Annotated in this window: 25 protein-coding genes; 10 read left to right on the top strand and 15 right to left on the bottom strand. The window is 59.4% G+C overall.

Going from position 1 to position 24,502, the window contains the following annotated elements:
- Positions 1 to 169 precede the first annotated feature (169 nt).
- Positions 170 to 1,093, top strand: a complete 924-nt coding sequence (locus tag TU81_RS06240; RefSeq protein WP_038979364.1) for a LysR family transcriptional regulator — start codon at positions 170 to 172, stop codon at positions 1,091 to 1,093.
- Positions 1,094 to 1,208: 115 nt separating this feature from the next.
- Here the strand turns inward: TU81_RS06240 and TU81_RS06235 are convergent, their stop codons facing one another.
- The 3 genes from TU81_RS06235 to TU81_RS06225 are packed head-to-tail and all read right to left on the bottom strand — an operon-like array spanning position 1,209 to position 3,071.
- Entirely contained in the window at positions 1,209 to 1,751 is a 543-nt protein-coding gene (locus TU81_RS06235) for a DUF2937 family protein (RefSeq protein WP_038979363.1), read from the bottom strand.
- A gap of 13 nt (positions 1,752 to 1,764) precedes the next feature.
- Positions 1,765 to 2,541, bottom strand: coding sequence for a class II glutamine amidotransferase (locus tag TU81_RS06230; RefSeq protein WP_007898710.1), 777 nt, complete (start codon positions 2,539 to 2,541; stop codon positions 1,765 to 1,767).
- A 32-nt stretch (positions 2,542 to 2,573) separates the two neighbouring features.
- Positions 2,574 to 3,071 (bottom strand): hypothetical protein, encoded by a 498-nt coding sequence (locus TU81_RS06225; RefSeq protein ID WP_038979362.1) that lies wholly within the window; start codon positions 3,069 to 3,071, stop codon positions 2,574 to 2,576.
- A gap of 216 nt (positions 3,072 to 3,287) precedes the next feature.
- On the opposite strand from TU81_RS06225, the gene TU81_RS06220 reads away from it, so the two are divergent.
- Both TU81_RS06220 and TU81_RS06215 read left to right on the top strand, forming a co-directional pair.
- Positions 3,288 to 5,342: a S9 family peptidase gene (locus TU81_RS06220; RefSeq protein ID WP_048394082.1), complete on the top strand. Its 2,055-nt coding sequence runs from the start codon at positions 3,288 to 3,290 to the stop codon at positions 5,340 to 5,342.
- Positions 5,343 to 5,539: 197 nt separating this feature from the next.
- Positions 5,540 to 6,013: a cyclic nucleotide-binding domain-containing protein gene (locus TU81_RS06215; protein WP_038979360.1), complete on the top strand. Its 474-nt coding sequence runs from the start codon at positions 5,540 to 5,542 to the stop codon at positions 6,011 to 6,013.
- A gap of 3 nt (positions 6,014 to 6,016) precedes the next feature.
- On the opposite strand, the gene TU81_RS06210 is transcribed toward TU81_RS06215, so the two are convergent.
- The gene (locus TU81_RS06210; protein ID WP_048394080.1) at positions 6,017 to 6,307 is read right to left on the bottom strand and encodes a hypothetical protein; all 291 of its coding nucleotides are present in this window, start codon (positions 6,305 to 6,307) and stop codon (positions 6,017 to 6,019) included.
- A 96-nt stretch (positions 6,308 to 6,403) separates the two neighbouring features.
- Between TU81_RS06210 and TU81_RS06205 the strand changes: the two genes are divergently transcribed.
- The 4 genes from TU81_RS06205 (at position 6,404) to TU81_RS06190 (ending at position 8,657) form a co-directional block, all read left to right on the top strand.
- On the top strand, positions 6,404 to 7,090 hold the full coding sequence (locus TU81_RS06205) for a spermidine synthase (protein ID WP_007898703.1): 687 nt from the start codon (positions 6,404 to 6,406) through the stop codon (positions 7,088 to 7,090).
- Between the two features lie 47 nt (positions 7,091 to 7,137).
- Positions 7,138 to 7,509 (top strand): YajD family HNH nuclease, encoded by a 372-nt coding sequence (locus TU81_RS06200; RefSeq protein ID WP_007898702.1) that lies wholly within the window; start codon positions 7,138 to 7,140, stop codon positions 7,507 to 7,509.
- 207 nt (positions 7,510 to 7,716) lie between these two features.
- Entirely contained in the window at positions 7,717 to 8,187 is a 471-nt protein-coding gene (locus TU81_RS06195; RefSeq protein ID WP_032830521.1) for an RNA methyltransferase, read from the top strand.
- Positions 8,188 to 8,279: 92 nt separating this feature from the next.
- A complete protein-coding gene (locus TU81_RS06190) occupies positions 8,280 to 8,657 on the top strand; it encodes a YgaP family membrane protein (protein ID WP_038979357.1) in 378 nt (125 codons plus the stop codon).
- Positions 8,658 to 8,753: 96 nt separating this feature from the next.
- Here TU81_RS06190 and TU81_RS06185 read toward each other — a convergent pair whose 3' ends face one another.
- Together TU81_RS06185 and TU81_RS06180 are read right to left on the bottom strand one after the other, a co-directional pair.
- Positions 8,754 to 9,983: a hypothetical protein gene (locus TU81_RS06185; RefSeq protein ID WP_048394076.1), complete on the bottom strand. Its 1,230-nt coding sequence runs from the start codon at positions 9,981 to 9,983 to the stop codon at positions 8,754 to 8,756.
- Positions 9,984 to 10,085: 102 nt separating this feature from the next.
- Entirely contained in the window at positions 10,086 to 10,535 is a 450-nt protein-coding gene (locus TU81_RS06180) for a YcgN family cysteine cluster protein (protein WP_038979355.1), read from the bottom strand.
- A gap of 165 nt (positions 10,536 to 10,700) precedes the next feature.
- Between TU81_RS06180 and TU81_RS06175 the strand changes: the two genes are divergently transcribed.
- Positions 10,701 to 11,294, top strand: a complete 594-nt coding sequence (locus TU81_RS06175; protein ID WP_048394074.1) for a nitroreductase family protein — start codon at positions 10,701 to 10,703, stop codon at positions 11,292 to 11,294.
- 87 nt (positions 11,295 to 11,381) lie between these two features.
- Here TU81_RS06175 and TU81_RS06170 read toward each other — a convergent pair whose 3' ends face one another.
- The 6 genes from TU81_RS06170 to TU81_RS06145 form a co-directional block, all read right to left on the bottom strand.
- Positions 11,382 to 12,314, bottom strand: a complete 933-nt coding sequence (locus TU81_RS06170) for a D-2-hydroxyacid dehydrogenase (protein ID WP_038979353.1) — start codon at positions 12,312 to 12,314, stop codon at positions 11,382 to 11,384.
- 120 nt (positions 12,315 to 12,434) lie between these two features.
- Entirely contained in the window at positions 12,435 to 12,728 is a 294-nt protein-coding gene (locus TU81_RS06165) for a YcgL domain-containing protein (RefSeq protein WP_038979352.1), read from the bottom strand.
- Entirely contained in the window at positions 12,725 to 13,858 is a 1,134-nt protein-coding gene (gene rnd, locus TU81_RS06160; RefSeq protein WP_038979351.1) for a ribonuclease D, read from the bottom strand. The genes TU81_RS06165 and rnd overlap by 4 nt, the downstream gene beginning before the upstream one ends.
- Before the next feature lie 124 nt (positions 13,859 to 13,982).
- A complete protein-coding gene (locus TU81_RS06155) occupies positions 13,983 to 14,645 on the bottom strand; it encodes a class I SAM-dependent methyltransferase (RefSeq protein WP_048394071.1) in 663 nt (220 codons plus the stop codon).
- A gap of 73 nt (positions 14,646 to 14,718) precedes the next feature.
- Entirely contained in the window at positions 14,719 to 16,368 is a 1,650-nt protein-coding gene (locus tag TU81_RS06150) for a phosphoethanolamine transferase (RefSeq protein WP_048394489.1), read from the bottom strand.
- Between the two features lie 167 nt (positions 16,369 to 16,535).
- On the bottom strand, positions 16,536 to 17,918 hold the full coding sequence (locus TU81_RS06145; RefSeq protein ID WP_038979349.1) for a glutamine synthetase family protein: 1,383 nt from the start codon (positions 17,916 to 17,918) through the stop codon (positions 16,536 to 16,538).
- Between the two features lie 478 nt (positions 17,919 to 18,396).
- Here TU81_RS06145 and TU81_RS06140 point away from each other — a divergent pair, with 478 nt between their 5' ends.
- Together TU81_RS06140 and TU81_RS06135 are read left to right on the top strand one after the other, a co-directional pair.
- Positions 18,397 to 19,584 carry a cyanate transporter gene (locus TU81_RS06140; RefSeq protein ID WP_048394069.1) on the top strand — a complete coding sequence of 396 codons (1,188 nt, stop codon included), beginning with the start codon at positions 18,397 to 18,399 and terminating at the stop codon, positions 19,582 to 19,584.
- A 130-nt stretch (positions 19,585 to 19,714) separates the two neighbouring features.
- A complete protein-coding gene (locus TU81_RS06135) occupies positions 19,715 to 20,626 on the top strand; it encodes a DMT family transporter (protein WP_038979347.1) in 912 nt (303 codons plus the stop codon).
- A 6-nt stretch (positions 20,627 to 20,632) separates the two neighbouring features.
- Here the strand turns inward: TU81_RS06135 and TU81_RS06130 are convergent, their stop codons facing one another.
- The 3 genes from TU81_RS06130 to TU81_RS06120 are packed head-to-tail and all read right to left on the bottom strand — an operon-like array spanning position 20,633 to position 24,496.
- Entirely contained in the window at positions 20,633 to 22,048 is a 1,416-nt protein-coding gene (locus TU81_RS06130) for an amidase (RefSeq protein ID WP_038979346.1), read from the bottom strand.
- A gap of 2 nt (positions 22,049 to 22,050) precedes the next feature.
- Positions 22,051 to 23,391, bottom strand: coding sequence for an aspartate aminotransferase family protein (locus tag TU81_RS06125; protein ID WP_038979345.1), 1,341 nt, complete (start codon positions 23,389 to 23,391; stop codon positions 22,051 to 22,053).
- Positions 23,369 to 24,496 carry an aminotransferase class III-fold pyridoxal phosphate-dependent enzyme gene (locus tag TU81_RS06120; RefSeq protein ID WP_038980225.1) on the bottom strand — a complete coding sequence of 376 codons (1,128 nt, stop codon included), beginning with the start codon at positions 24,494 to 24,496 and terminating at the stop codon, positions 23,369 to 23,371. The genes TU81_RS06125 and TU81_RS06120 overlap by 23 nt, the downstream gene beginning before the upstream one ends.
- Positions 24,497 to 24,502: the final 6 nt, after the last annotated feature.

The raw sequence follows: 24,502 nt of genomic DNA, 5'->3' as shown, positions 1-24,502 counted from the left end.
AGTCTCCGTGCAAATTTTATTGGTATTGTTCTGAGCCCCGACGACGCCTATCGTGGGAACCGGATGCGTCGATTTTTGGACGCTTGGCCCTGCGGCGTCCAACTAATAAAAACCCGCCCTAGACATAAGAAAACCTTATCCGACGGGCTAAGCCCCAAGAGCTGATCCCATGAACCTGAAGTTTCTCGAGACCTTTGTCTGGGTCGCCCGACTCAAGAGTTTCCGCCTGACGGCAGACAAACTCTTCACCACCCAGGCGTCGATTTCCAGCCGTATCGCCGTGCTCGAAGGCGAGCTCGGGGTGAAGCTGTTCCTGCGCGATTCTCGCGGTGTGAGCCTGACGCCCGAAGGCCTGAAAGTGCTCGAATACGCCGAGCAGATGATGGACACGATGCAGGCGCTCAAGCAGTCGATCGAGACGCGTTCGAGCAAGGTTGGGCGGGTCCGGATCGGCGTCATGGACACTGTGATCCACACCTGGCTCAGCCCGTTGGTGGCGCAAATGATGGATCACTACCCGCTGGTGGAAATCGAGCTGGTGGCCGATACCGCGCTCAACCTCTGCGATCAGCTGCAAAAAGGCTTTCTCGATCTGATCCTGCAAACCGATCTGCTGCGCCAGGAAAGCGTGCGTAGCCTGGAGCTGGCCAGTCATCCGATGGGCTGGATCGTGGCCAGCAATTCCATCTACAACCGCGAGTATGCAAGTGTCGCCGACCTGGCGCGGGAGCGGATCATCACCTATTCGAAAAACTCCCAGCCACACCAGGAGATACTTGCCCTGATGCAGGCCAACGGGGTCATGGCGCCACGGCTGAACTGTGTGAATTCAGTGTCGGCGATTACCCGATTGCTGAGGGACGGCTTCGGCATTGGCGCACTACCGCCGGTACTGGTGGCCGAAGAATTGGCGCGAGGGGAATTGACCTTGCTGGCCATCGATCAGCGGCCGCCGAATTTGCAGGTGGTGGTGTCGTGGCGGGTTGGCGTGGAGTGGGTCGAAGAAATTGTGGCGTTGTGTCAGCAGGTCGTGGAGCGCTATGCCCATAAAGTGGGCGAGCAGTACATCGTCTTGAGCAAACCTTCGGTTTGATCGTTCCCACGCTCCGCGTGGGAATGCAGCCCGGGACGCTCCGCGTCCCATCCAAAGCCGAACGCGGAGCGTCCGTTAAGGCATTCCCACGCAGAGCGTGGGAACGATCATCGACTCAAAGACCCCGCACATCCCGATCCTCGATCGGCCGGCTCTGGCGCAGACGCTTGCCGCCCAGCACCACCCAGTCGATCAGTCGGAACAAACATTCAATGCCGAACGACAGCAGTAACGCGCCGCTCATGCCCCAGATCATCGCCTCCGGGGTCAGCAGGATCTGGTAGCTGTAACCGTTCCAGGTTTCCTTGCGAATATCCGGGTCGGCGGCCAGGGCCACTTGCAGGACGCGGATGTACCACGGGCCCTGCATGGCCTGGAATTGCTTGTCGAGGGCCAATTGACGGGTGAGCAAGGTGCTCAGGCTGTCGGCATCGCTGCGAAAGATCGGGTCTTCGCTGGCACGGTAATGGGCCACGAGCGCCTGCATGTCACCCTTGAAAAACTGATTGGCAGTGCCCTGGAAACCGCTCAAACCGGTCTGCGCCTCGATCAGATGCGCTTCGATCCGTTTCGCGTAATCACTGATGAAGCCAGGCACCTGGACACCGATCAACAGGCCCGCCGCGAACAACACCAGCCGTAGATAACTGAGCAACATGGGGGAGAGATCCTTATTCGGTCTTGCCCTGGCTGACGCATTCACCGCGTCGCCAGAGGCTCCATTGGCCCGGTTCGTAGCGGGTCCAGGTTTCGTTTTCGGTCAAGGGTTCGGTGGCGATCACCGTGACCACGTCGTTGGGTGTGGTTTCGGCCTGGAAGTCGACGATCACATCGACGTCCTTCAAACGCGCCGGGCCGAACGGTGCACGGCGGGTGATCTGCGCCAGTTTGCTCGAGCAGTAGCAGAACAGCCAGTCGCCGTCGCTGAGCAAGCAGTTGAATACGCCTTTGCTACGGTACTCGGCGCAAGCGGCCACCAGGTCTGGCAACAGTGCTTCGATCTCTACTGGCTCGGGGAACGCAGCGCGCACCCGGTTGAGCAAATCGCAAAACGCCGCTTCACTGTCGGTATCGCCAACGGGGCGATAAAAACTGGCGGTCGGGTTGAAATCGGCCAACTGGCCGTTGTGGGCGAAACACCAGTTGCGCCCCCACAACTCGCGCACGAACGGGTGGGTGTTGGACAGGCAGACCTTGCCGACGTTGGCTTGGCGGATGTGCCCGATCACCACTTCGCTTTTGATTGGGTAGCGCTGCACCAGATTCGCCACTTCCGACTCGCTGCTCGCCGCCGGGTCCTGGAACAGCCGCAGGCCACGGCCTTCATAAAAAGCGATGCCCCAACCGTCACGGTGCGGCCCGGTGCGGCCGCCGCGCTGCATCAGCCCGGTGAAGCTGAACACGATATCGGTCGGGACATTGGCGCTCATGCCCAATAACTCACACATGCTCGGACTCTCGATTCAGTACAGGGGCACGGTTACAGACGCGGTTCGACCCGCGAACGCTGAGGGTTGCTCGGCACCGGTGGCCGACCGTAACGATCATCGCCGGCACCGCCGAAAGGCTGATCGTCGTCAGGCTCGTCGGCCCGCGCCGCAGCCTTGGCGGCAGCCGCCTGCTCCTTGCGAGCGCTGGAGGCGCGCTCGATGGGAATACGGATCGCCACGAACACCAGATAAATGCCGAAGGCAATCATGCCGTACATGAACAGATCGGAAACCGCGCGCCAGGCGTTGTTGCCAACCTTGAACAGCAAGTCGAGGGCAGTAATGGCGATGGACGGGGCGATCTTTTCTTTCACCGGGTCGATGATGGTCGGGCTGAACAGCAACACCGCCACCAGCAGCCGCAGCGGCTCACGCAGCCAACGCCACATCCAGCGGGTGATGCGCATCCACACCAACAGGCAGCCTAAAGCGGCAAAGGCGTAGAGGCCCCAAGCGATCAGATAGTCGTTCTCGGTCATGGTGTCCATGGCAAGGCAGGCAAAGAGGCGCTTATAGTAACGACTTTTCGCACGTCAGGCTTGTCCCAATACCAGTGAGTTAAGCGCATTCCATGTGGGAGCGGGCTTGCTCGCGAAGAGGGAGTATCACTCGACATTGATGTTGCCTGACACACCGCCTTCGCGAGCAAGCCCGCTCCCACAGGTTGCGAAGCCCCTATTCCGTACATTGTTCGAGAGCCATTCATGCCCCTATCCGCCAACGTCACCAGCGCTCCGATTGCCCACAAGGCCGACGGTTCCGACCCGTATGCCTGGCTGCAGGAGCGCGACACCGACGCGGTGCTCGATTACCTGAAAGCTGAAAACCGCTATCAAGAGGAACAAACCGCCGATCAGGCCGGGCTGCGCGAAACCCTGTTCGAGGAGATCAAGGGACGGATTCTCGAAACCGACCTGTCGCTGCCCTCGCCTTGGGGCCCGTACCTGTATTACACGCGCACCACGGCTGGCGACGAATACGCCCGTCACTACCGCTGCCCGCGTCCAGCCGATGGCAGCCTGCAGATCGACGAAAGCCAGGAACTGCTGCTGCTTGATCCGAATGTGCTGGCCAAAGGTGGCTTCTTTTCCCTGGGCGCGTTCAGCATCAGCCCGGACCACCAGCGTCTGGCCTACAGCATCGACTCCAGCGGCGAAGAGATTTACACGCTGTTCGTGAAGGAATTATCCAGCGGCCGCGTCAGCGAACTGGAATTCCAGGACTGCGACGGCAGCATGACCTGGGCCAACGACAGCCTGACGCTGTTCTTCGGCGAACTCGACGACACCCATCGCCCGCACAAACTGTTCCGCTATCGGCTGGACGGCACCGCGGCCGAAGAAGTGTTCCACGAGCCAGACGGCCGATTCTTCCTGCATTGCTACCGCTCAAGCTCCGAACGGCAACTGCTGTTGTCGCTGGGCAGCAAGACCACCAGCGAAGTCTGGGTGCTCGACGCCTCGCTGCCGCATCAGGCCTTTACCTGCCTGGCGCCGAGAGTCGAAGATCATGAGTACGATGTCGACCACGGCAAACTCGATGGCGAGTGGACGTGGCTGATCCGCACCAACCGCGACGGCATCAACTTCGCCCTGTACCAGGCCGCCGATACCGGCATCGCGCCGATCGAAGCCGACTGGCAGAACCTGATTCCCCACAGCGACACAGTGATGCTCGAAGGCATGAGTCTGAACGCCGAGGCCATGACCCTGAGCCTGCGTGAAGGTGGCCTGCCGATCATCGAAGTCCGCCCACGGGATTTAGTGCCGTATCGCGTGCAATTGCCGGACGCGGCCTACAGCCTGCACGTGCAGAACAGCCTGGAATTTGTCAGCGACCGGATCCGTCTGCGCTATGAAGCCTTGAACCGTCCGGCGCAGATCCGCCAACTGATTCTGAGCAGCGGCGAGCAGAAAGTCCTCAAGGAAACCCCGGTGCTCGGCCCGTTCGACGCCGATGCGTACGTCAGCCAGCGGCTTTGGGCGACGGCACCGGACGGTACGCAAGTGCCGATCAGCCTAGTGGTCAAACGCGAGTTCCTCGGCAAGCCTACGCCGCTTTATTTGTACGGCTACGGCGCCTACGGCGAAAGCCTCGACCCGTGGTTCTCTCACGCCCGCCTGAGCCTGCTGGATCGCGGCATGGCGTTTGCCATCGCCCATGTACGCGGTGGCGGTGAGCTGGGCGAAGCCTGGTATCGCGCTGGCAAGCAGGAACACAAGCACAACACCTTCAGCGACTTCATCGCGTGCGCCGAACACCTGATCGCCAAGGGCTTTACCACCCCATCGCAGCTGGCAATCAGCGGTGGCAGCGCCGGTGGCCTGTTGATTGGCGCGGTACTCAATCAGCGGCCAGAGCTGTTCGGCGCGGCGATTGCCGAAGTGCCGTTCGTCGACGTACTCAACACCATGCTCGACCCGGATCTGCCGCTGACCATCACGGAGTACGACGAGTGGGGCAACCCGCAGGAGCCGGACGTCTATAATCGGATCAAGGCCTACGCCCCGTACGAAAACGTCACCGCGCAAGCCTATCCGGCGACGCTGGTGATCGCCGGCTACAACGACAGTCGCGTGCAGTACTGGGAAGCGGCCAAGTGGGTGGCGAAATTACGCGCGACCAAAACCGATACCAATCCGCTGCTGCTCAAGACTGAACTGGGTGCGGGGCATGGCGGGATGAGCGGTCGTTATCAAGGATTACGTGACGTAGCCCTCGAATACGCATTTGTTTTCAAGGTTTTGGGAATCGCCTGAGGAACTTGGCCCGGCGTACCGGTCTTAACACCCGTACGCCAGGCACCGTCCCCCTGTAGGAGCGAGGCTTGCCCGCGAAGAGGCCATAACATCCAACATCAATGTTGCCTGTCATACCGCCTTCGCGGGCAAGCCTCGCTCCTACAAGGGGACGGTGCCTGGAACAGACACAGACACAAGAAAAAGACCGTGACGACATGTCAGAACCGACCTTACTGAACAACGAAATTCGCGACTGGCTGATGGACTGCGGCCTGTTCGATCAACTGTTGCCGGCAGACTTCGTGGCGGCTTCGGGTTACTTCAGCATCAGCACTATTGCCGAAGGCGAAGAGATTTTCCATGAGGGCGATGCCGGCAGTTTCATGTGCATCATCCACACCGGCCAGGTCGCGGTGCAGAAGACCAACAGCGACGGGCAACGGGTAACCATGGCTACCTTGCGCAGCGGTCGGGCGTTCGGCGAAATGGCCGTGCTCGACGGTGAACGGCGCTCAGCCAGTTGTGTGGCCGCGAGCAATTGCCAGTTGCTCAACCTGGGCAAGGACTCTCTGGAAAAGATGCTCAACGATGCGCCGAAAATCGCCGCCAAGATCATCCGCGCCCTCGCCGTCTCCCTCTCCAAACGCTTACGCATGGCCGACGGGCAATTGCTCTCGCAGCAGATTTAGACACTAACCGCCCGGCGTTTTGATTTTCGTCGTGCTCGGTTCAAGGCCCGGCAAGGTCTGACCCTTGGGTGGATTGGGCATTTCGATCGGCGGCAACAGCGGTGGCCCGCCACTGCCGGAGCCGGCCTTGGGCACGCTGGTCGGGGTGATCTGCGGATACGGCGTCGGAGTGGCGGTGCCGGGTGAACCGGGCATCGGCGCGGGGCTGGTGGGGATGGTTTGCAGCTCTTGGGCCTGCACTGCAGTTATCGAGAGCGCGGCCAAGGCAATGACCGTTAGAATGGTGCGCTTCATCAATGGCTCCGTTGGCCTTGTGGTCTTTTTGCAGGCTACTCCCAACTGCGCGTGTTTGCCTTCCTCCATCTGTCAATTTCTCCTCAAGAGAGCCCCATGAAACGTTTCGTTCTGCTCGACACCACCCCTATTCCTGAAAACGGCGGTGCCCTGTGCCTGTTCGAATACGGCGAGGACTTCGTCATCAAGATTCAGGGCGGCGATGGCGGGCAGTTGATGAACACCCGCATGCACGGCTCCGAAGATGCCCTGGCCGAAATCCCCTGCCGCAAGGTCGCCGGCCGGCCGAACTCGCGGGTATTGATCGGTGGCCTGGGCATGGGCTTCACCCTCGCCTCGGCGCTCAAGCATTTGGGCAAAACGGCTGAAGTGGTGGTCGCTGAATTGGTACCCGGCGTGGTGGAGTGGAATCGCGGGCCGCTGGGCGAGAAAGCCGGCAATCCGCTGCTCGACCCGCGCACCGTGATCCGGATGGAAGACGTGGCTAAGGTGCTGCAAGCCGAGCCGCAAGGTTTCGATGCGATCATGCTCGACGTCGACAACGGCCCCGAAGGCCTGACCCAGAAGGCCAACAGCTGGCTCTACTCCGCCGGTGGCCTGAGCGCCTGCGCCAAGGCCCTGCGGCCAAAAGGCGTGCTGGCGGTGTGGTCGGCCAGCGCCGACCGGCAGTTTTCCGACAAGCTGAAAAAAGCCGGTTTCAAGGCCGAGGAAGTGCAAGTCTTCGCCCATGGCAACAAGGGCACCCGCCACACCATCTGGATTGCCGAAAAGCTCAAGGGCTGAGCTAAACTCACGTCATACCGTCATTAGTCTTTTACAAAGGTGAACCCATGAGTTCGTCCACCCCGACCAATACTTCGAAACTGGACCGCATCCTTGCCGACAACCAGCGCGACAAGGAAATGGGTTACCGCGACAAAGCCCTGAAAATGTATCCGCACGTGTGCGGCCGTTGCGCCCGTGAGTTCTCCGGTAAGCGCCTGAGTGAACTGACCGTGCACCACCGCGACCACAACCACGACAACAACCCTCAGGATGGCTCGAACTGGGAGCTGTTGTGCCTGTATTGCCACGACAACGAACACTCGCGTTATACCGATCAGCAGTATTTCGACGAAGGCTCGCTGAGTACGCCGAAGATTGCCAAGGCGACGCACAACCCGTTTGCGGCGTTGGCGGGGTTGATGAAGAAAGAAGACTGAAGCTCTTCAGCGCCTGCACCGGCCCCATCGCGGGCAAGCCCGCTCCCACAGTGATTGGCGGTGAGCACAGATGTTGTGTACACCGCGGCCCCTGTGGGAGCGGGCTTGCCCGCGATAGCATTTGTCCGGGCACCACCAATCTCAAACTGAACACCCCTCCCCCAATCCCCGTATAATCGCCGTTTTTTCCCCGAAGGCACCCCGCTCGTGGCAGACAAACGGTACAGCTGCATTGGTTTGTATAACCCCAAATCACCGGAGAACGTCGGTTCGGTGATGCGCGCCGCCGGCTGCTATGGCGTGGCGTCGGTGTTTTACACCGGCAAGCGTTATGAACGCGCCGCCGATTTCGTCACCGACACCAAGAGGGTCCACTACGACATTCCGCTGATCGGCATCGACGACCTGAAAAAAATCCTGCCTCTGGGCTGTGTCCCGGTCGCCGTTGAACTGGTCGACGGTGCCCGCTCGCTGCCGGAATACACGCACCCGGATCGCGCCCTCTATATCTTCGGCCCCGAAGACGGCTCGCTGGATAAAGAAATCCGCGACTGGTGCGAAGACGTGGTCTACATCCCGACCACCGGCTGCATGAACCTGGCGGCCACCGTCAATGTTGTGCTGTACGACCGCATGGCCAAGGGCAACAACACCCGCTCGGGTCCGAAATTCCGCTGAATTGCTACATATTCGATGGAACAAGCCGCTCGCCCAGGCAGTCAGCTAAATATCTATTGCTGAAGCAATCCTTCCCTGCCTGGAGACAGATCATGCGCGAGTTCAACCCTGTAGAACGTATCGAAACCACCCCGTTCCAGAGCCCTTCCGAACAGAACGTTCATGGTTGGGAACGCGCCGGCTCCCTGGCGGGTGGCGTGGTCATGCTGAGCAAGGGCCTGCGACGCGGCGGCGTGTTCGGATTGATTGAAATAGCCATCGGTGGCATGGCCCTGGCCCGGGGAATCACTGGGCATTGCTCGGCGAAAAGACTGTTGGAAAAGAACCGTCAGGACATGGAAAACGCACGCGCGCGAATCGAGCGCGCCGGGGATGAGCTGAGCCGCATGAAAGCCAATGCCGAAGCGGCGACCAGCACGGCGACCGTGACGGGTAATGATTCGTTGAACTCGCCGAAGGCTGGGGTTTAACCCTTTTAGATCAAAAGATCGCAGCCTTCGGCAGCTCCTACATTGGGATGGTGTACCACCTGTAGGAGCTGCCGAAGGCTGCGATCCTTTGATTTCTTATTGCAACAACCCGGTATCAAGCACCTTGGAAGACTCGCCAATTACGCTTTCCGCGAGCTGAACGAATGCCCTGGTATCCACACTTTCCAAATGCATCGCCCCACGCAGCACATCATCGAGCGAACGCTTGTTGCGGGTTTTCAGGCGAATCTCGCGATCCAGTTCCTGTAGCAACACCACTGCTTTGGCCACCTGCGCCGGGTTGATCTGCTCACCGCGCAACGTGCTGACCTTCTGGCTGTCCTTGACCAACTTGCTGTGTAGGCTTTCATACCGCTCATCACTCATGCCGCCTGCGCGGCGCACCAGTTCGATGGCGTAATACTCGGCAAACCCTTCGCTGATCCAGTCGCTACGCTGGCTGTCGTTGATCCGCCCGAACACTTGAGCCAATTCACGCACCAAGGCACTGCTGCCGCTTTCGCTGACCAGCGGCAGACGCGCGTTCAGGTAAATCGATTCATGCGCGGCCGAGTTGCCACGCCACATTGGGTCGTTGGCGCCGACAATCAGCAACTTGCTGGGATGACGCGGAAAAACTGCCTGCACTTGCGGCCAGACAAAAGTCAGCAGCGTCAGCACATCCATGCGGCGCATGCCCTGCCCCTGCGGCGAGGCCACGGTGACTTCGGTTTCTCCCAGTCGCGTGCGACGACTACCGAGATGGCCAGCGAGCATCCAGCCAGTGGGACGGTCGAACAGGCGCGAGACGTTATCGATCCGGAATTTGTTCTTGCCGATCCGCGGCCAGGCGGTTTCGACGCTTTTCCAACCGGTGGGTAATTCGAATTCAAGGCGTGAAACCAGTTCGATGCCGTCCTGCTGATCGAGTTTGGCCGCAGGCACCAAGTCATCGCCACGCATCAGCGCCCAGTTCGGCGTCATGCGGGTGTCGAAGCGGCCGCTCTTGCGCCCATGGCTGATGCGCACGCGGTAGGTCAGGCTGGCCTTGTCGGCGGTTGGACGCCAAACTCCACGAGCCTGTTTACCCGGTGTGAGCTGCCATTGGCCATCGGCCTTGAAATCACTGTAATGACTGCCATCACCCAAGTCGAAATCCAGACTGCGCACCGCCGAACCTTGGGCCAGGGTCAGGCGCACTTCGGCCTGATCGCTTTGCGGCAACAGGCGCACGTGATAATCCAGATCGACTTTCTTCGCCGCCCACACAGGCAAACTCAGGGCCAAAAGTCCAAAGGCTAACGCCTGGCGCACTCCCACAGCCATACACACTCCTAGCGGCCCCAAATTCTTGTAATCGCTGCCGATTTTTTTTGAGTGCTACGCACTCAAGCGCGAGCAAGCTCCCTCGCCACAAAGCAATGGGAGTCAACCCGCGCGAAAAATCAGATGGTCTTCCCAATCGTCTTCGGCCACGCTGCCCTCGGCGAGCATGCGCCCGGACTGGGAAATGCGTTCGTGATGCACCGCCTCGCGATCACCGCACACCAGGTGATGCCAGAGCGGCAAATCCTTGCCTTCGCTGACCAATCGATAACCGCAGGTCGGCGGCAGCCATTTGAACTCATCGGCCTTGCCCGGCGTGAGCTGGATGCAATCGGGCACAAAGTCGCGGCGGTTGGGGTAATCAGTGCACTGACAGGTTTTGAGGTCCAGCAGTTTGCAGGCGATACGCGTGTAGTAGACGGAGTTATCGTCTTCGTCCTCGAGCTTTTGCAGGCAGCACAGGCCACAGCCGTCGCACAGCGATTCCCATTCCTCTTGATCGAGTTGATCGAGGGTTTTGCGTATCCAGAACGGTTCGACTTTGGCGGCCATGGCTCAAGCATCAACATCAGGTGGTGAAAAGGCCGCCAGTCTAGTGCCAAGGCACCGGCGGGCCAAGCATTGGCGACTGCCGGTAGAACGAGCTTGTCAGTTATCACGCCGCCAAGTAGGGTTTTGCGTCGCCCCTCACTTTCAAACGTAGCAAGGAATCTCTTGATGAGTGCTAACCCACGCGTTGCCGACTACGCCATTCACCCTCAGTTCACCGATCGCTGGTCGCCCCGTGCCTTCACCGGCGAAACCATTGCCGAAGAAACACTGCTGAGCTTCTTCGAAGCCGCACGCTGGGCACCATCGGCGTACAACTCGCAGCCTTGGCGGTTTCTCTATGCGCGTCGCGACACGCCGAACTGGGAGCGTTATCTGGGCCTGTTGAACGAGTTCAACCGCAGCTGGGCGCAGCACGCTTCGGCGCTGGTGATCGTGATTTCGAAAACCACTTTTGCGATACCTGGCGCCACCGAAGAAACACCGGCGCAATCCCACACTTTCGACGCCGGTTCGGCCTGGGGCCACCTGGCGCTGCAAGCGAGCATCAGCGGCTGGCACACCCACGGCATGGCTGGTTTCGATCAGGAACTGACCCGCAAAGAGCTGAATATTCCTGAGGGCTATGCGCTGCACGCGGCGGTGGCGATCGGCAAGCTGGGCGACAAGGCGACACTGGCCGAGTACCTGCAAGCTCGCGAAGAGCCAAGCCCGCGTCGCCCGCTGAGCGAGTTGGCGGCGGAAGGTGATTTCACCCTCTAAAAGCAAAAGATCGCAGCCTTCGGCAGCTCCTACAGGTGTTCACAAAACCCTGGAGCTGCCGAAGGCTGCGATCTTTTCAGCTGCGCCTCAATACCCGCGCGAGAAATCCACTTCCCCACGCAACGCTTCGCCCGCCTGATACGCCCGCAGGTTTTCGACGAACAACTTCACCATCATCGGTGGCGAAGTCGGTGCCGAACTGTGGCCGGTCAGCAACAGGCCCCACGCGGTCCAGAACGGATGGCGTTGCGGCAACGGCTCCTGACGGCAGACGTCGATCACGGCCCCAGCCAGATGCCCTTCCTTCAAGGCTTCCACCAGATCCGCATCGACCACCGCGACGCCGCGCCCGACGTTGATGAACAACCCGGTCGGCTTAAACTGTTTGAACAGTGCGGCGTCGTACAGGTCGTGAGTATTCGGGGTGTTCGGCAGCAGATTGATCACGTAATCCACTTCGCCAACCAGTCGCGGCAAATCACTCAGCGCACCGACTTCGATAAACGGCGCCTGCTCCCGGGCGGTGCTGGCGATGCCATATAACTCGACGCCAAACGGCAGCAGAAACTGTGCCACCGCCTGACCGATGTCGCCGGTGCCAACGATCAACACCTTGCGTCCGGCCAGGCTTTGCCCCTGGCGATTGTCCCATTTGCGCTCGACCTGGCTGACCAGCCGCGGCAGTACTTCGCGCTCGTGGCCGAGCATGTAAGTCAGTACGTATTCGGCCATGACCTGACCGAAAATCCCCACCGCCCGGGTCAGGCGATAGTGCCGAGGCAAACCGTCGGCCAGCAACGGCGTGATGCCCGCCCAGGTCGATTGCAGCCATTGTGGTTCGTGGCCCTGACGCAACAGCGTCGCCAGCAGGTCCGGCTGACCGAGCCAGACCTGGCATTCGGCGGCCTGACGGGCCAGTTCGGCGGAGTCGCCGCTGGTCAGTACTTCCAGATCAGGTGCTGCCTGACGCAACAGTTGGGCATACACAGGGTGGTCGTGTTCAGCAATCAGAACGCGCATGGTTCAAACCTTTCAAAAACAGTGCAGACGGCCGCCGACGGAGTATCACTCCATCGCCCTGGCCATCGCTAAAATCATTCCAGTGTTTCATAAAGGCTCTGAACAGAGCCTGTCTGCCGATTACATCGGGTCGTTGCGGCGCAGCAATTCTTCCGGCAGATGCTCGATGTATTCGTCTTCGGCCGGCGGCATTTGCAGGTGATAGCCCTGCTTCTCGAGGTTCTCCAGCACGACGACGATGTCTTCACTGGCCAGTTTGCGCTCGGGCGACAGCACCAGATTGAAGGAATGTTTCGGCTTGCCGAAGGCCAGCATCAGCGCTTCCGGCACACGTTCAAGCGCATCGCTTTTGAGCACATAAAGGTACATGCCGCTGCGCTTGGAGCTTTGGTAGATGGAACAAATACGTTTCAAGGCTGTTCTCCGGCGGTGGCCAGGCTGTCGAGCAGCGCTTGGCCCATCAATTCGCGGCGCCAGCCACGCAGCGAATCAGGCAATTGGTAAGGACCATTGGGGAAGCCGCTCTTGAGCAGCGCTTCCAGGGTTTTCTTGCGCAGCATCAGTTCTGGCGCGATGTTCAGGCGCTCGGCTTCGGCCTGGCCGATGGCGCGCAGCTGTTTGACCAGCGCGGCGGCGTCCACCGGCAACGGCTCCGGCACTGCTGGCGGCCATTGATCAGGCGACACACTGCCAGAGCGCTTGATCAGATCAAGCAGAAATTCGCCGTCCTGACGCACGGTACGCGGGTGCATGTCTTCGATTTTCGCCAGCGCGCCAAGGTTGTCCGGTTGCGTGCGCGCCAATGGCCACAGGGAATGTTCACGGACGATGCGGTTGCGCGGCAGATCACGGGCACGGGCCTCCGTTTCACGCCAGGCGCAAAGTTCACGCAACACGGCAAGTTGGGCGCGGGACAGCTTCCAGGCGAGTTTGGCGTCGCGATAGACCTCATACGGGTCGACCTCGCGACGCAGATTGGCCACCAGCTCGGCACCGTCTTCCAGGACCCAGGCGTATTTGTCGTCCGAAAGCTTCGGACGCAGCTGTACGAAAACTTCCGCCAGGTGCAAGGCATCTTCGGCGGCGTAGCTGATCTGAGTGTCGGACAGTGGACGTTGCAGCCAGTCGGAACGGGTTTCGCCCTTGGGCAGGTCGATGCCGAGCACTTCCTGCACCAGCCGCGAATAGCCCATGGAGAAACCGAGGTTCAGGTAAGCGGCGGCCAGTTGGGTGTCGAACAACGGCGCCGGCAGGCTACCGGTCAGACGCAGCAAGACTTCGAGGTCTTCGCTGCACGCATGCACGACTTTGACCACGGCCGGATTTTCCAGCAACGCGGCCAACGGCTGCCAATTGTCGATGGTCAGTGGGTCAATCAGGTAAGCGCGTACGCCATCGCCGATCTGCAGCAGGCCTGCGATCGGGTAAAAGGTGTCGACCCGCATGAATTCGGTGTCGAGGGCAACGAATGGCAACTGCTGCCACTCGGCGCAAAACTGACCGAGGCTATCGTTGTCGCGAATCCAGAGAATATCGATGGCCACACGGCTCTCCCTTGAAGAATGGCGCGCAGTATATATCGCCCCCGGCGATTTCCGCGCATCCACTGAACAAGAGCTTTAGCGAAAATACCTGCTGGACCGCAAGAATAGTCTGACAGAAGGGAGACTAGCCTCCCTTACGCAGCACGTAGACGCGCATCCGCGCACAACCCGGCAGGAAGTCCTGATGGCTGAGCAAGTGGAAACCCGCTTGCCTGAACTCGGCCTCAAGCTCGGCCTTGCTCGCCTGTGGCCGGGCCCGTGCGCCTTCCACACCGGATCGGCGCAGCTTGAAATGCGCATCAGCCCGCACCGCCACGATCACCGTGTCGCGACCGACCCGATGGAACTCGCCCAGCATGGCCAACCGATGCTCAGGACTGGCGATGTGTTGAAACAGTTGCATGCAAAAAATGCAATCAACCGCGTTCGCCGACAAACCGATGGTGAAGGCTGAACTCTGAAAGGTCTTGATCCGCTCCAGCAGGTGCTGCGGATGGTGGGTGCGGGCGTGATCGAGCATGTCCTGAGACGGATCGGTCGCAAGAATCACCCGATTCGCATGCTCGGCCAGTATCGACCAGAAGCGCCCGACACCGCAGGCTACATCAAGAATCAATCCCGGCTCGCCAGCGACCTGAAGCGCGTTACGCACCAGTTGCTCGTTGCGCCAGAACGTCAAACGCCCCGCCAGGCCACGCGGTCGCGACTGCAGGCAGACGCGGGCGTGTTCCTGATCGTAGCGCCGGGCGAACTCAAGCTCGATGGCGGATGGGGGCAACGCAGACATGTGCAATGGCTCTTGTTGGAATATCGACTGACCGCAGGTTAACCACTGGCGCGTGAAAAAAAGGTCGACGAGCTCATTCTTTGGCCAGCACACCGTCAATCACCGCGCCGCGGCAGCCGGCAAACATGTCCAGCCCCGGGTCGTAGACCTTGCTGTTGACCTCCAGCAGGCCAAGCATGGAATGGAACAGGTTGTCCTGGCTCAAGGGCTTTTCGCGACTCAGTTGCAGGCAATGGGTGTCCACAGAGAACGATTTTTGATAGCTGTCGGAGAACCACGCCAGCATCGCGACATGCTTCTGTTGTTCCGGCGCCAGCATGTAAGGCGTGCCATGAAGGAACAGGTTGTATTCGCCCAGCGATTCGCCGTGGTCCGACAGATAGAGCATGGCGGTATCGACTTTGTCCTGATTACTGCGCAACAGGTCGATCAGGGTCGACAGCACATGGTCGGTGTACACCAACGTGTTGTCGTAGCCATTGACGATACTTTCACGGCTGCAATTGTTCAGCGCATTGCTTTCACACACCGGGGTGAAGTGTTCGTACTCTTTCGGGTAGCGCTTGAAATATTCCGGCCCGTGACTGCCCATTTGGTGCAGTACCAGCACGGTGTCTTTATCCAGCGTGTCGATGAAGTGCTGCAAACCTTGCAGGAGAATTTCATCGCGGCACTCGCTATTGGCACACAACACCGGGTCTTTCAGGTTACTCACGTCGTCGACAGTGACTCGATCGCAAGTACCTTTGCAGCCTGACTGGTTATCCCGCCAGATCACCTCGAGACCGGCGTGTTTGAGCACGTCCAGCAGTCCTTCCTCGTTCTTTGCCTTGCTGGCGTTGTAATCCTTGCGACCCATGTTGGAGAACATGCAGGGCACCGACACCGCCGTTTCCGTGCCGCAAGAATGCACATCGGTGAAGGCAATCAGGCCGGCTTCCTTATCCAGTTGGGGGGTGGTGTCGCGGTCATAACCCAGGATGCCGAAGTTCTCGGCCCGGGCACTTTCGCCCACCACCAGTACCGTCAGGGATTTACGGCCGTGGGTCTGCCAGACCGGGTTTTTCTCGGCGTCTTCACCGATATTGATGAAGGGCTGCCGGGCAGAAACGACTTGTTCGCGCAGATAGCCGAGCGAGGCACCGATGTAGTTGCTTGGCACCACCATCAGGCGCAATTCATGGTGGTTGCGAAACAACGACGACAAGCCTTGATAGTTGACCAGGGCGACACCGCCGATCACCGCCACCGATGCGACACTCACCAGCACTTTACTTAACAACTCACGGTGCCAACGACGGTAATTAACCGGCGTATTCCACAACAACCACGACGGTAAAATTCCGAGAAATATAATATAAACAAACAACTTCACGGACAGTAAGTCACGTACTTCCGTGGCATTGGTTTCTGCGAAGTTACGAAACATACCGGCGTCGATCAACACACCGTATTGGCTCATGAAATAGGCCACGCCGGCACTGACCAAAAAGATCAGCGTCAACACGGGTTTCATCACAGGCCGGAATGCCAGCAACGTCAGCACAATGTTGAAGACCGCCAGGATCATCACCCCGAATGCGACACGCATGGTGATGCCTGGACCGTCTGCCGCGGTGATATCGAAGAGGTGTTGCCAGAGAACTGAATTGAACCCTGCCAATAAAAAGACGCTGGCAATCAACGTCACCCACTCGGGGCGCACGGCTTTTAACTTCAACATGATGAACGGCTGTTCCTGAAAAGAAGTGCCCGCGGTAAATGTGAAAAATTCATTTACCGCGACAACACAAATCTTAAGCAGCCAACCATCAATTTTTTGTGAAAAATAAGCCAACGATTAGTTGGCTCATGGCATTAGGCCCAAACTTTCAACAGTGGAAACTCGTTTCAAGCCTGATGCAAATACCAGCGCCAGTCCTGCTCACCAACTTCGCCCATGAACTGCCGGTATTCGGCACGTTTTACCGCCAGATACACGCCAAGAAACTCACTACCGAAAGCCTCCCGCGCCCAGTTCGATGCCTCCAGCGCTCGCAACGTGGTCAACCAGTCGGTCGGCAACAATTCAGTGGCCTGGGCGTACCCGTTACCCTCCACCGGAGCGCCCGGGTCAAGCTGCTCACGAATGCCGCGATGAATCCCGGCCAGGATCGCCGCAGCCGCCAGGTACGGGTTGGCGTCGGCACCGCAGATGCGGTGCTCGATATGCCGGGAGAATGCCGGCCCGCCGGGCACTCGCAAACTCACGGTGCGGTTGTCCACGCCCCAGGTGGCCGCCAGTGGTGCGTAGCTGTTGGTCTGGAAACGACGGTACGAGTTGGCGTTCGGACAGAACAGCAGCAATGAATCGAGCAACGTGCTGAGCATTCCGCCGACCGCTTGTTTAAGCAGCGGCGTGCCGTCCGGGGCTTCGCTGGCGAACAGGTTATTGCCGTCCTTGTCCGCCAGGCTGACGTGCATGTGCATGCCGGTGCCGGCCAGATCATCGAAAGGCTTGGCCATGAAACAGGCCGCCATCCCATGCTTGTGGGCCACGCCCTTGACCAGCCGTTTGTAGCGCACCGCTTCGTCCATCGCCTGCAAAGCATCGGTGCGGTGTTCGAGGGTGATTTCCACCTGCCCCGGCGCGTATTCGGAAATCGCCGTGCGCGCCGGAATGCCCTGCAGCTTGCAGGCGCTGTAGAGGTCTGCCAGAAACGGTTCGATTTGCTCCAGCTCCCGCAAGCCATAGACCTGCGTGGTGCGTGGCCGCCCGCCATCGACATCCCGCGCCGGCTGCGGCCGACCGTTGCCGTCGCGCTGCTGATCCAGCAAATAGAACTCCAGTTCCGCCGCCATCACCGGGTAATAACCGTCAGCCTGCAAGCCTTCGATGACCTTGGCCAGCAAGTGCCGTGGATCGGCGATGGTCGCGGGCATGCCTTCTTTTGGATGCATGCTGACCTGCACCGCCGCCGTGGGAATCAATCGCCACGGCATACGCTGCAAACTGCCGCTGATCGGGTAGGCCCGACAATCGATATCACCGACGTCCCAGACCAGTCCGGAATTTTCCACGTCATCGCCATTGATGGTCAGTCCCAGAATGGTACTCGGCAGCGGCCGCCCGCTCTCGTACACCGCCAGCAGTTCATCGCGATGCAGCAGCTTGCCCCGTGGCACACCGTTGTTGTCGAGGATGAACAGCTCGAACATCTCGATATCCGGATTGTGTTCCAGGAAGGACAGGGCTTCTTCTTTCGTGGCGAAGGATGTCGTGGCACAGCTCATGGGAATTCTCGTCTATCCGCGTCAGGCAAACGCACAGGCGCCGCCGGTTTGATCCCGACGCACAGCGCGGGACCTGTCAGAACAATCAACGGGACATGCAGGAATCCGGCGGGCGGGCGTGGCGGCAGTGCCACAGTGCCCAGAAGGTCAGTTCAGAAGGGAGTGCAGACAAACTCAATGCGCAGGCAGGTCTATATAGACGACATGGATGAAAGCTTGAAGTGGCCCCAGGCGTCCTCTCGTGTTTGATTCCGATTAGCCAAGCGTCCATGGAAAAAACCGCAGTAAACAGATCAAAGCAGCGTCACACGGGCAGATAAGCCGTTAAATCCAGACTTGATGAACCTTGGTTGCAGACTGGCTAAACAATCCCCCCAAGTCACTAAACCTAATTTCTCGATAGTGCCAGTGACTTTTCAGTTTGCCCCGACAGGCTTGGAGCTGCCTAATCGAAGCCTTGTATATTTGGGGTTCCCTTATGGAAAACGTTCGCACTTCAAGCTCCTATGCCGGATGGCTGATGGTCAGCGTGGTATTGGTGGCACTGAACCTGAGGCCTTCGATGGCCGCTGTCGGACCGTTGTTGTCGGCCATTCGCGCAGATGTTCCATTAAGTTTCAGTACCGCCTCGCTGCTGACCATGCTGCCCGTCATGGCGATGGGCCTGGCGATGTTCCTGGGAATGCGCATCGCGCAACGCGTCGGCGAACATCGCACCATCATCGTGTCGTTGCTGATCATCGGTGTGGCCACGGTCTCCCGGTTGTACCTGGACAGCACGCTTGAGCTGATCCTCAGCGCGGTATTGGCCGGACTGGGGATCGCCCTTATTCAAGCGGTGATGCCGGCGCTGATCAAGTCACGCTTCAGCGACAACGTTTCGCTGTTCATGGGTTTGTATGTCACCTCGATCATGGGCGGAGCGGCGATTGCGGCATCGTTCTCGCCTTTTGTCCTGGCGCAGACCGGTAGTTGGCGGATGGGCCTGGCAATCTGGGCTCTCCTGACGCTGGTGGCCCTGGCCTTCTGGTTTGCCCAGCGCTCGGCAATCGCGCCATTGCCGGCGGCGCCGATGGGGCGCCAGGAGTCCTTCGTCGGTAACTCACGGGCCTGGTTGCTGGCAATTTTCTTCGGCTTGGGCACGGCCTCCTACACCTGTGTGCTGGCTTGGCTTGCTCCGTATTACGTGGAAAAGGGCTGGAGCGAACAAAATGCAGGTTTATTGCTGGGATTTCTGACAGCCATGGAAGTCGTGTCCGGGTTGATCACACCCGCGATTGCCAACCGCAGCCAGGACAAACGTGTGGTGCTGGTCGTTCTGCTGGCCTTGATCATGGCCGGCTTCTGCGGCCTGATCCTCAGTCCGGAACGCTTTAGCCTGCTATGGCCGTGCCTGCTGGGTCTGGGTATTGGCGGTCTGTTCCCGATGAGCCTGATCGTGTCCCTTGATCACTTGGATAACCCGCGCCGTGCCGGCGGCCTGACGGCCTTTGTACAAGGCATCGGTTACCTGATCGCGGGACTCTCACCGCTGATTGCCGGGATGATTCGTGACCAATTGGGTAGCTTCGAATGGGCTTGGTGGTCACTCACGGCAGTTATGGCAGTGATGATCGTGATGGTGCTGCGCTTCAATCCCAAGCAGTACGCGCAGCATATCCAATAGTCTGTTTGTCGTAGGAGCCAGCGGTGCGGCGATCCGACTTGCCGGCGAAGGCGCTCTGAAGGACGCCTTCGCCGGCAAGCCTGGCTCCTACCATGTCCGGTTTACCGATCAAACCCAGGGGAAGGAACGCATGAAACAAGTCGGTTTTGCAGAAGCTCACTGGGGGATGTTGATCTGGGCGATGCTAATCGCCTCCTCGTTCTTTGCGGCGGCAGAGGTTGGACAATCGATAGACCCGATCCTGTTGACCGGGCTGCGCTTGTTGTTTTCAGCCTTGATATTCTTGCCGCTGCTGTTATTGAAAAACACTTCACCGATCTCGGCCAAAGGCTTGCTGGCCCATGCGGTTCTTGGGCTGCTGCTGGCGACGTATTTTGGTTCGTTGTTTGAAGCGCTGCGTTATACGACGGCGGTCAATACCGCAACGCTGTATACCCTGGTGCCGCTGATGACTTTGTTCTTTGAAGTATTCCTGCTGCCGAGCCCGAGCCTGAAAACCCGCTTGTTGCCGATGTCGATTGCAGCGATCGGTGCCCTGCTGCTGATCCTCAAAGGGGCGGCTCCAGGCGAGTTGCCGGCGCTGTACCCGGTACTGGTCTTCGGCGTCGGCTGCCTGGCGATGGCGCTTTATTCGCCTTTGAGCCAGCGATTCAAGGCCAAGACTTTAAAGGGACGTGACCCGGTGGCGATGACCTTCTGGAACATGCTCTTCGGCTCACTGTTTCTGTTTGTGTTCTGTCTGTTTAACGGCGGTTGGCGCAGCGGCGCGCAGTTGTCGGCGAGCGATATGTTCTGGCTGGTGTACCTGGCGCTGTTTGGCACCCTCGCGACATTCTGGCTGCTGCATCGGGCAATCGGGGTGATTTCACCATCAACGGTGATTTCCTACGTCTACCTGAACACGCTGTTTGTCACATTGTTTCACTGGGTGTGGCTCAGAGAGCAACCGGCGCTGATAGAAGTCACCGGTGCGGTACTGGTGGGTGTCGGTATGCTGGCCCTGGTGATCACCAGCCGCAACGCCAAAACCGTTACGGCTTGAGATCCGTTAAAGAGCGACTGTGGTCAATGGTGCCACCGGGCTCCAGCGCTCCAGTTCGCGTTCAAGGAAATTGGCCACGGCCAGCAGCCGTTCTTCCTGCCAATGCGGACCCACTATCTGAATGCCGATCGGCATCCCGCTGACCGGATCATGCCCGGCGCGAATGACCACCGCCGGTGAACCGGAGAGGCTGAACGGAAACACAAAGGCATAGCGCTCACGATCCTGCAAAGATTCGCCATGAGCGAACGCCACGTCGGGGAATACCGGACAAATGAACAGATCGTGCTGATTGAAGAACTTCGCCAGGTGATAGCGAAACGTATCGATCTGAATCCAGTCGCGCTTCATTTCATCCACGCTCAATTCGACCTCTTCGCTCAAGCGAATCAACTCTGTGGTGGCAGGCGTATAGGTCTGTTTGTCCATGGACTGGAACAGACGCTTCCAGCCACGCCCGGCATCCGCGCCCGTGATGAAAACCCGCCATAGCACATCGCAGGCCTCGTCGAGCATCTGCGGAGCCGTCGGTGTCACTTGCGCCACCACACTGCTCAGGCAACTCTCGACCCGTTGCAGGACTTGCTTCACCGCCGGGCTCACCCGGGTTCTGGTGGACTCCCAAGACAGTGCGACACGCAATTGGGCCAGCGGCTGGCTGTCGGCGAACGGCACATCGACGGTGTCCGGGTCGTGACCGTCAGCGCCGCTGATCAGTTGCCCGAGTAACGCCAGATCATCGACATAACGCCCCATCACGCCAAACGCCGACGTCAGATGAAACAGCCCGGAGCGATCATTGGGAAACTGGCCGGTCAACGGCACACGCCCCTGGGTCAGTTTCATGCCGCAGATACCGTTGAAATGCGCCGGAATCCGTACACTGCCGCAAGCATCCGAGGCCAGCCCGGCCGGCGAGCAACCGGCCGCGATGGCCGCCGCTTCACCGCCACTGCTGCCACCGGCGGAGCGCTGCCCGTCATAAGGATTTAGCGTGCGGCCATACAGCAGGTTGTCGGTTTCAAACGCCATGCACAGCTCGGGAACATTGGTGATCCCAAGGATGATCGCTCCCGCCTGGCGAAGCCGGGCAACGACCGTGGCATCCTCCTGACTGGCTTCGCCAAGCAATTCTTCCAGGCCTCGCGACATCCGGAAGCCACGCACATGGCAGACGTCCTTGATGGTCATGGGGATCCCGTGTAAAGGGCCACGAATCTGTCCAATGCGGGCCATTTCATCGGCCTCCCGGGCCTGTCGACGCAGTTCGTCGACAGACTCCAGTTGAATCAGGGCATTGATCTGCGGATTGCGTTCAGCAATACGCTGCAGGTAGAACTCCAGCAAGTCGACACTGGTCAGCACACCGCGGCGCAACAGACCGGCCATTTCGCGCAAGGTCAAAGTATCGGGATTGAACATACTCAGGGCTTCCCTTTGTTGCGCAGTAGTTTGTTGGGGATGTGGTACATGTTTCTGACCACCAGAGAAAACGCCTTGACCGCCAGCTTCGGACGCCGGGCAATCGCCTCGAGGGCTTCCTCGGTCATCGTCAGGACATGCCGAAGCGCTTCGGGCGTGATGTTCAGCGGCGGGTAAAACCGCAAAACCGGGTGCTCGGCCTTTTCATTCATGGAATGCCCGGCATGCACTCCACGCTTGCCCAACTCCATGCTCATCAGCGCTTCGTAGACCGAACCACGCAAGCGCAAGCCGGTCATCAGACCGACACCGGGCACACCCTCGACAATCTGCGGATAACGCTGAGCCAGCCGTTGCAGGCCATGGCGCAGCAAACCGCCATTGATTCGTGATTGCTCGACCAGGTTGTGCTGCTCGATGTAATCGATAGCGGCCAGCGCCGAGGCACACGCCACCGGATGCCCGCCATTGGTTCGCTGGTCCGGCTCGATTTCGCTCAGCGGGTATTGCGTGGCCAGTCGCTGGCTGTACATCGCACAGGCAAACGAGGTGTAGCCACCCGTCAGGCCTTTGGAGAGGATCATGATGTCCGGCACGATGTCGTCGTACTGCACGGCGAACCACTTGCCACAGCGACCGAAACCGGTCTGGATTTCGTCGGCCACCAACAAGGTTTCGGTGGCATCGCACAGGGCGCGGATATTCGCCATATAACCTACGGGCGGAACCTGTAAGTGGGCGCCCCCCAGAATCGGCTCGACATACACCGCACGCACACCCTCGCCAACCGCTCTCTGCAAGGCAGCGAAATCACCGTACGGCACATAAGTCACTTCCGAGGCCTCGGTGCCGTAGCTGCGATGGTGTTGTTTCTGCCCCAGAATGCTCATCGCCGCCAGCGTCTTGCCGTGGTAGGAATCGTTCATTACCACGATTCCGCGCCGGTGCTGCTGCACCTTGAGCACATAACGCATGCTCTGTTCGATGGCTTCGGCACCCGAGACCATGAACTGCACATCCCCCCAATCACCCGGCACCAGATTCCGAAGGCGCTCGGACAGTGCGCCTTGCAGCGGGTGCACCCGCCCCTCTGGAACCCAAGCCATCTGGTTCAACTGGGTCTGCACTTGCTCACGCACCATCGGATTGCGATGGCCGACGATGAACACCCCATAGCTGCATGCGCAGTCGATAAAGCGCTTGCCGGCATGGTCGGTGACATAGATGCCATCGGCCTCCTTTTCGACGCTGGTTTTACCCAGGCGATAGAGCTTTGCCGCCGAGGCACTCCAATGCCGCTGGCAATCATCCAGCAGTTGTTCATGCGATAGGGTTAAGGACATGGCTTAAAGTCTCCTTGAGGATCCGGGATGCGCGCTGGATGTGTTCGGCTCGTGCGGTGATCGGGCAACGCAGAATCAACTCGCGGCCACGGGGTGCACTGACATAGACGCCACGCTGATAAAGCTCCTCGCACAATTCGGCGGGTTTGAGGTCGGCTGGCAGCTGCAGGCTGACCCAGGCACCGCAGGCGACAGCACCGAATGAGGCGAGCGCTTGCGCCAGAATCTGGCCGTTATCGAGGCACTGCCTGGGCAAGTCGTGTGCCTGCACGTAATCCAGTGCCGCCATGGCGGCCACACAGGCCATCGGATTGCCGGCCGTGGTGCTGCCATGTTTCGCCGGGCTGCTGCGACCGTAGACTTGATAGGCCATCTGTTCGCTGCAGGTATAGGTGCCGATAGGAATCGCACTGCCGCCCAGTGGTCCGCCCAACACCACAATGTCCGGAGTGTTGCGATAACGCTGGAAACCGAACAGCGTGCCCAGGCTCCCCAGACAACTTTGCACATCGACCGCGATGACCGGCGCCGACACCTTGGCCGCCGCGGCATACAAGTGATCGAGTAGCACCTGCTCTATCAGGCGCAAGCGACCGTCTTCACCCATCACGGTGCTGGTGTGGCAAACAGCGAAGCAATCGTTCCAGTCCACCTTGTCCAGCTCACGGACATGACGGATCGCCACCAGTTCGAAGCCCAGGAAACGCTGCATTTCCAGATAGTTTTGCGGTGCGCTGAGGCAACGTCCATAACTCAGCGAGCCATAGTCGCCGCCCTGGACAACGACAATGGTGTTGCCCTTGGGCTTGAGGCCTTTGCACAGTTTCAAGGCGCCTTCGAATGCTTCATCGCCGGAGCTGCACACATAAGAGTTCACCAGCGGTTGCGGTAGCAACTCGGCCAAGCGGCGGCACAAAGCGATCAGTGGGTCGGACATCAGCACCCGATTGGACAGGCCCATATTCTGCGCCTGAAGGCTGACCGCCTCGATCACCTCAGGCACCTGAAAGCCAAACCCGCCGGCCAGATCGACGATCTGGCGACCATCGCCGTCGATATACGTCTCGTACTGGCCAGAAATGATCTGTTGGTTATTGGTCTTCATAAATAG

The organism is Pseudomonas lini, from assembly GCF_001042905.1.
Classification (GTDB): domain Bacteria; phylum Pseudomonadota; class Gammaproteobacteria; order Pseudomonadales; family Pseudomonadaceae; genus Aquipseudomonas; species Aquipseudomonas lini.
Note: the sequence above shows the minus strand (reverse complement) of the source record. Positions and strands in the feature narration are given on the sequence as shown.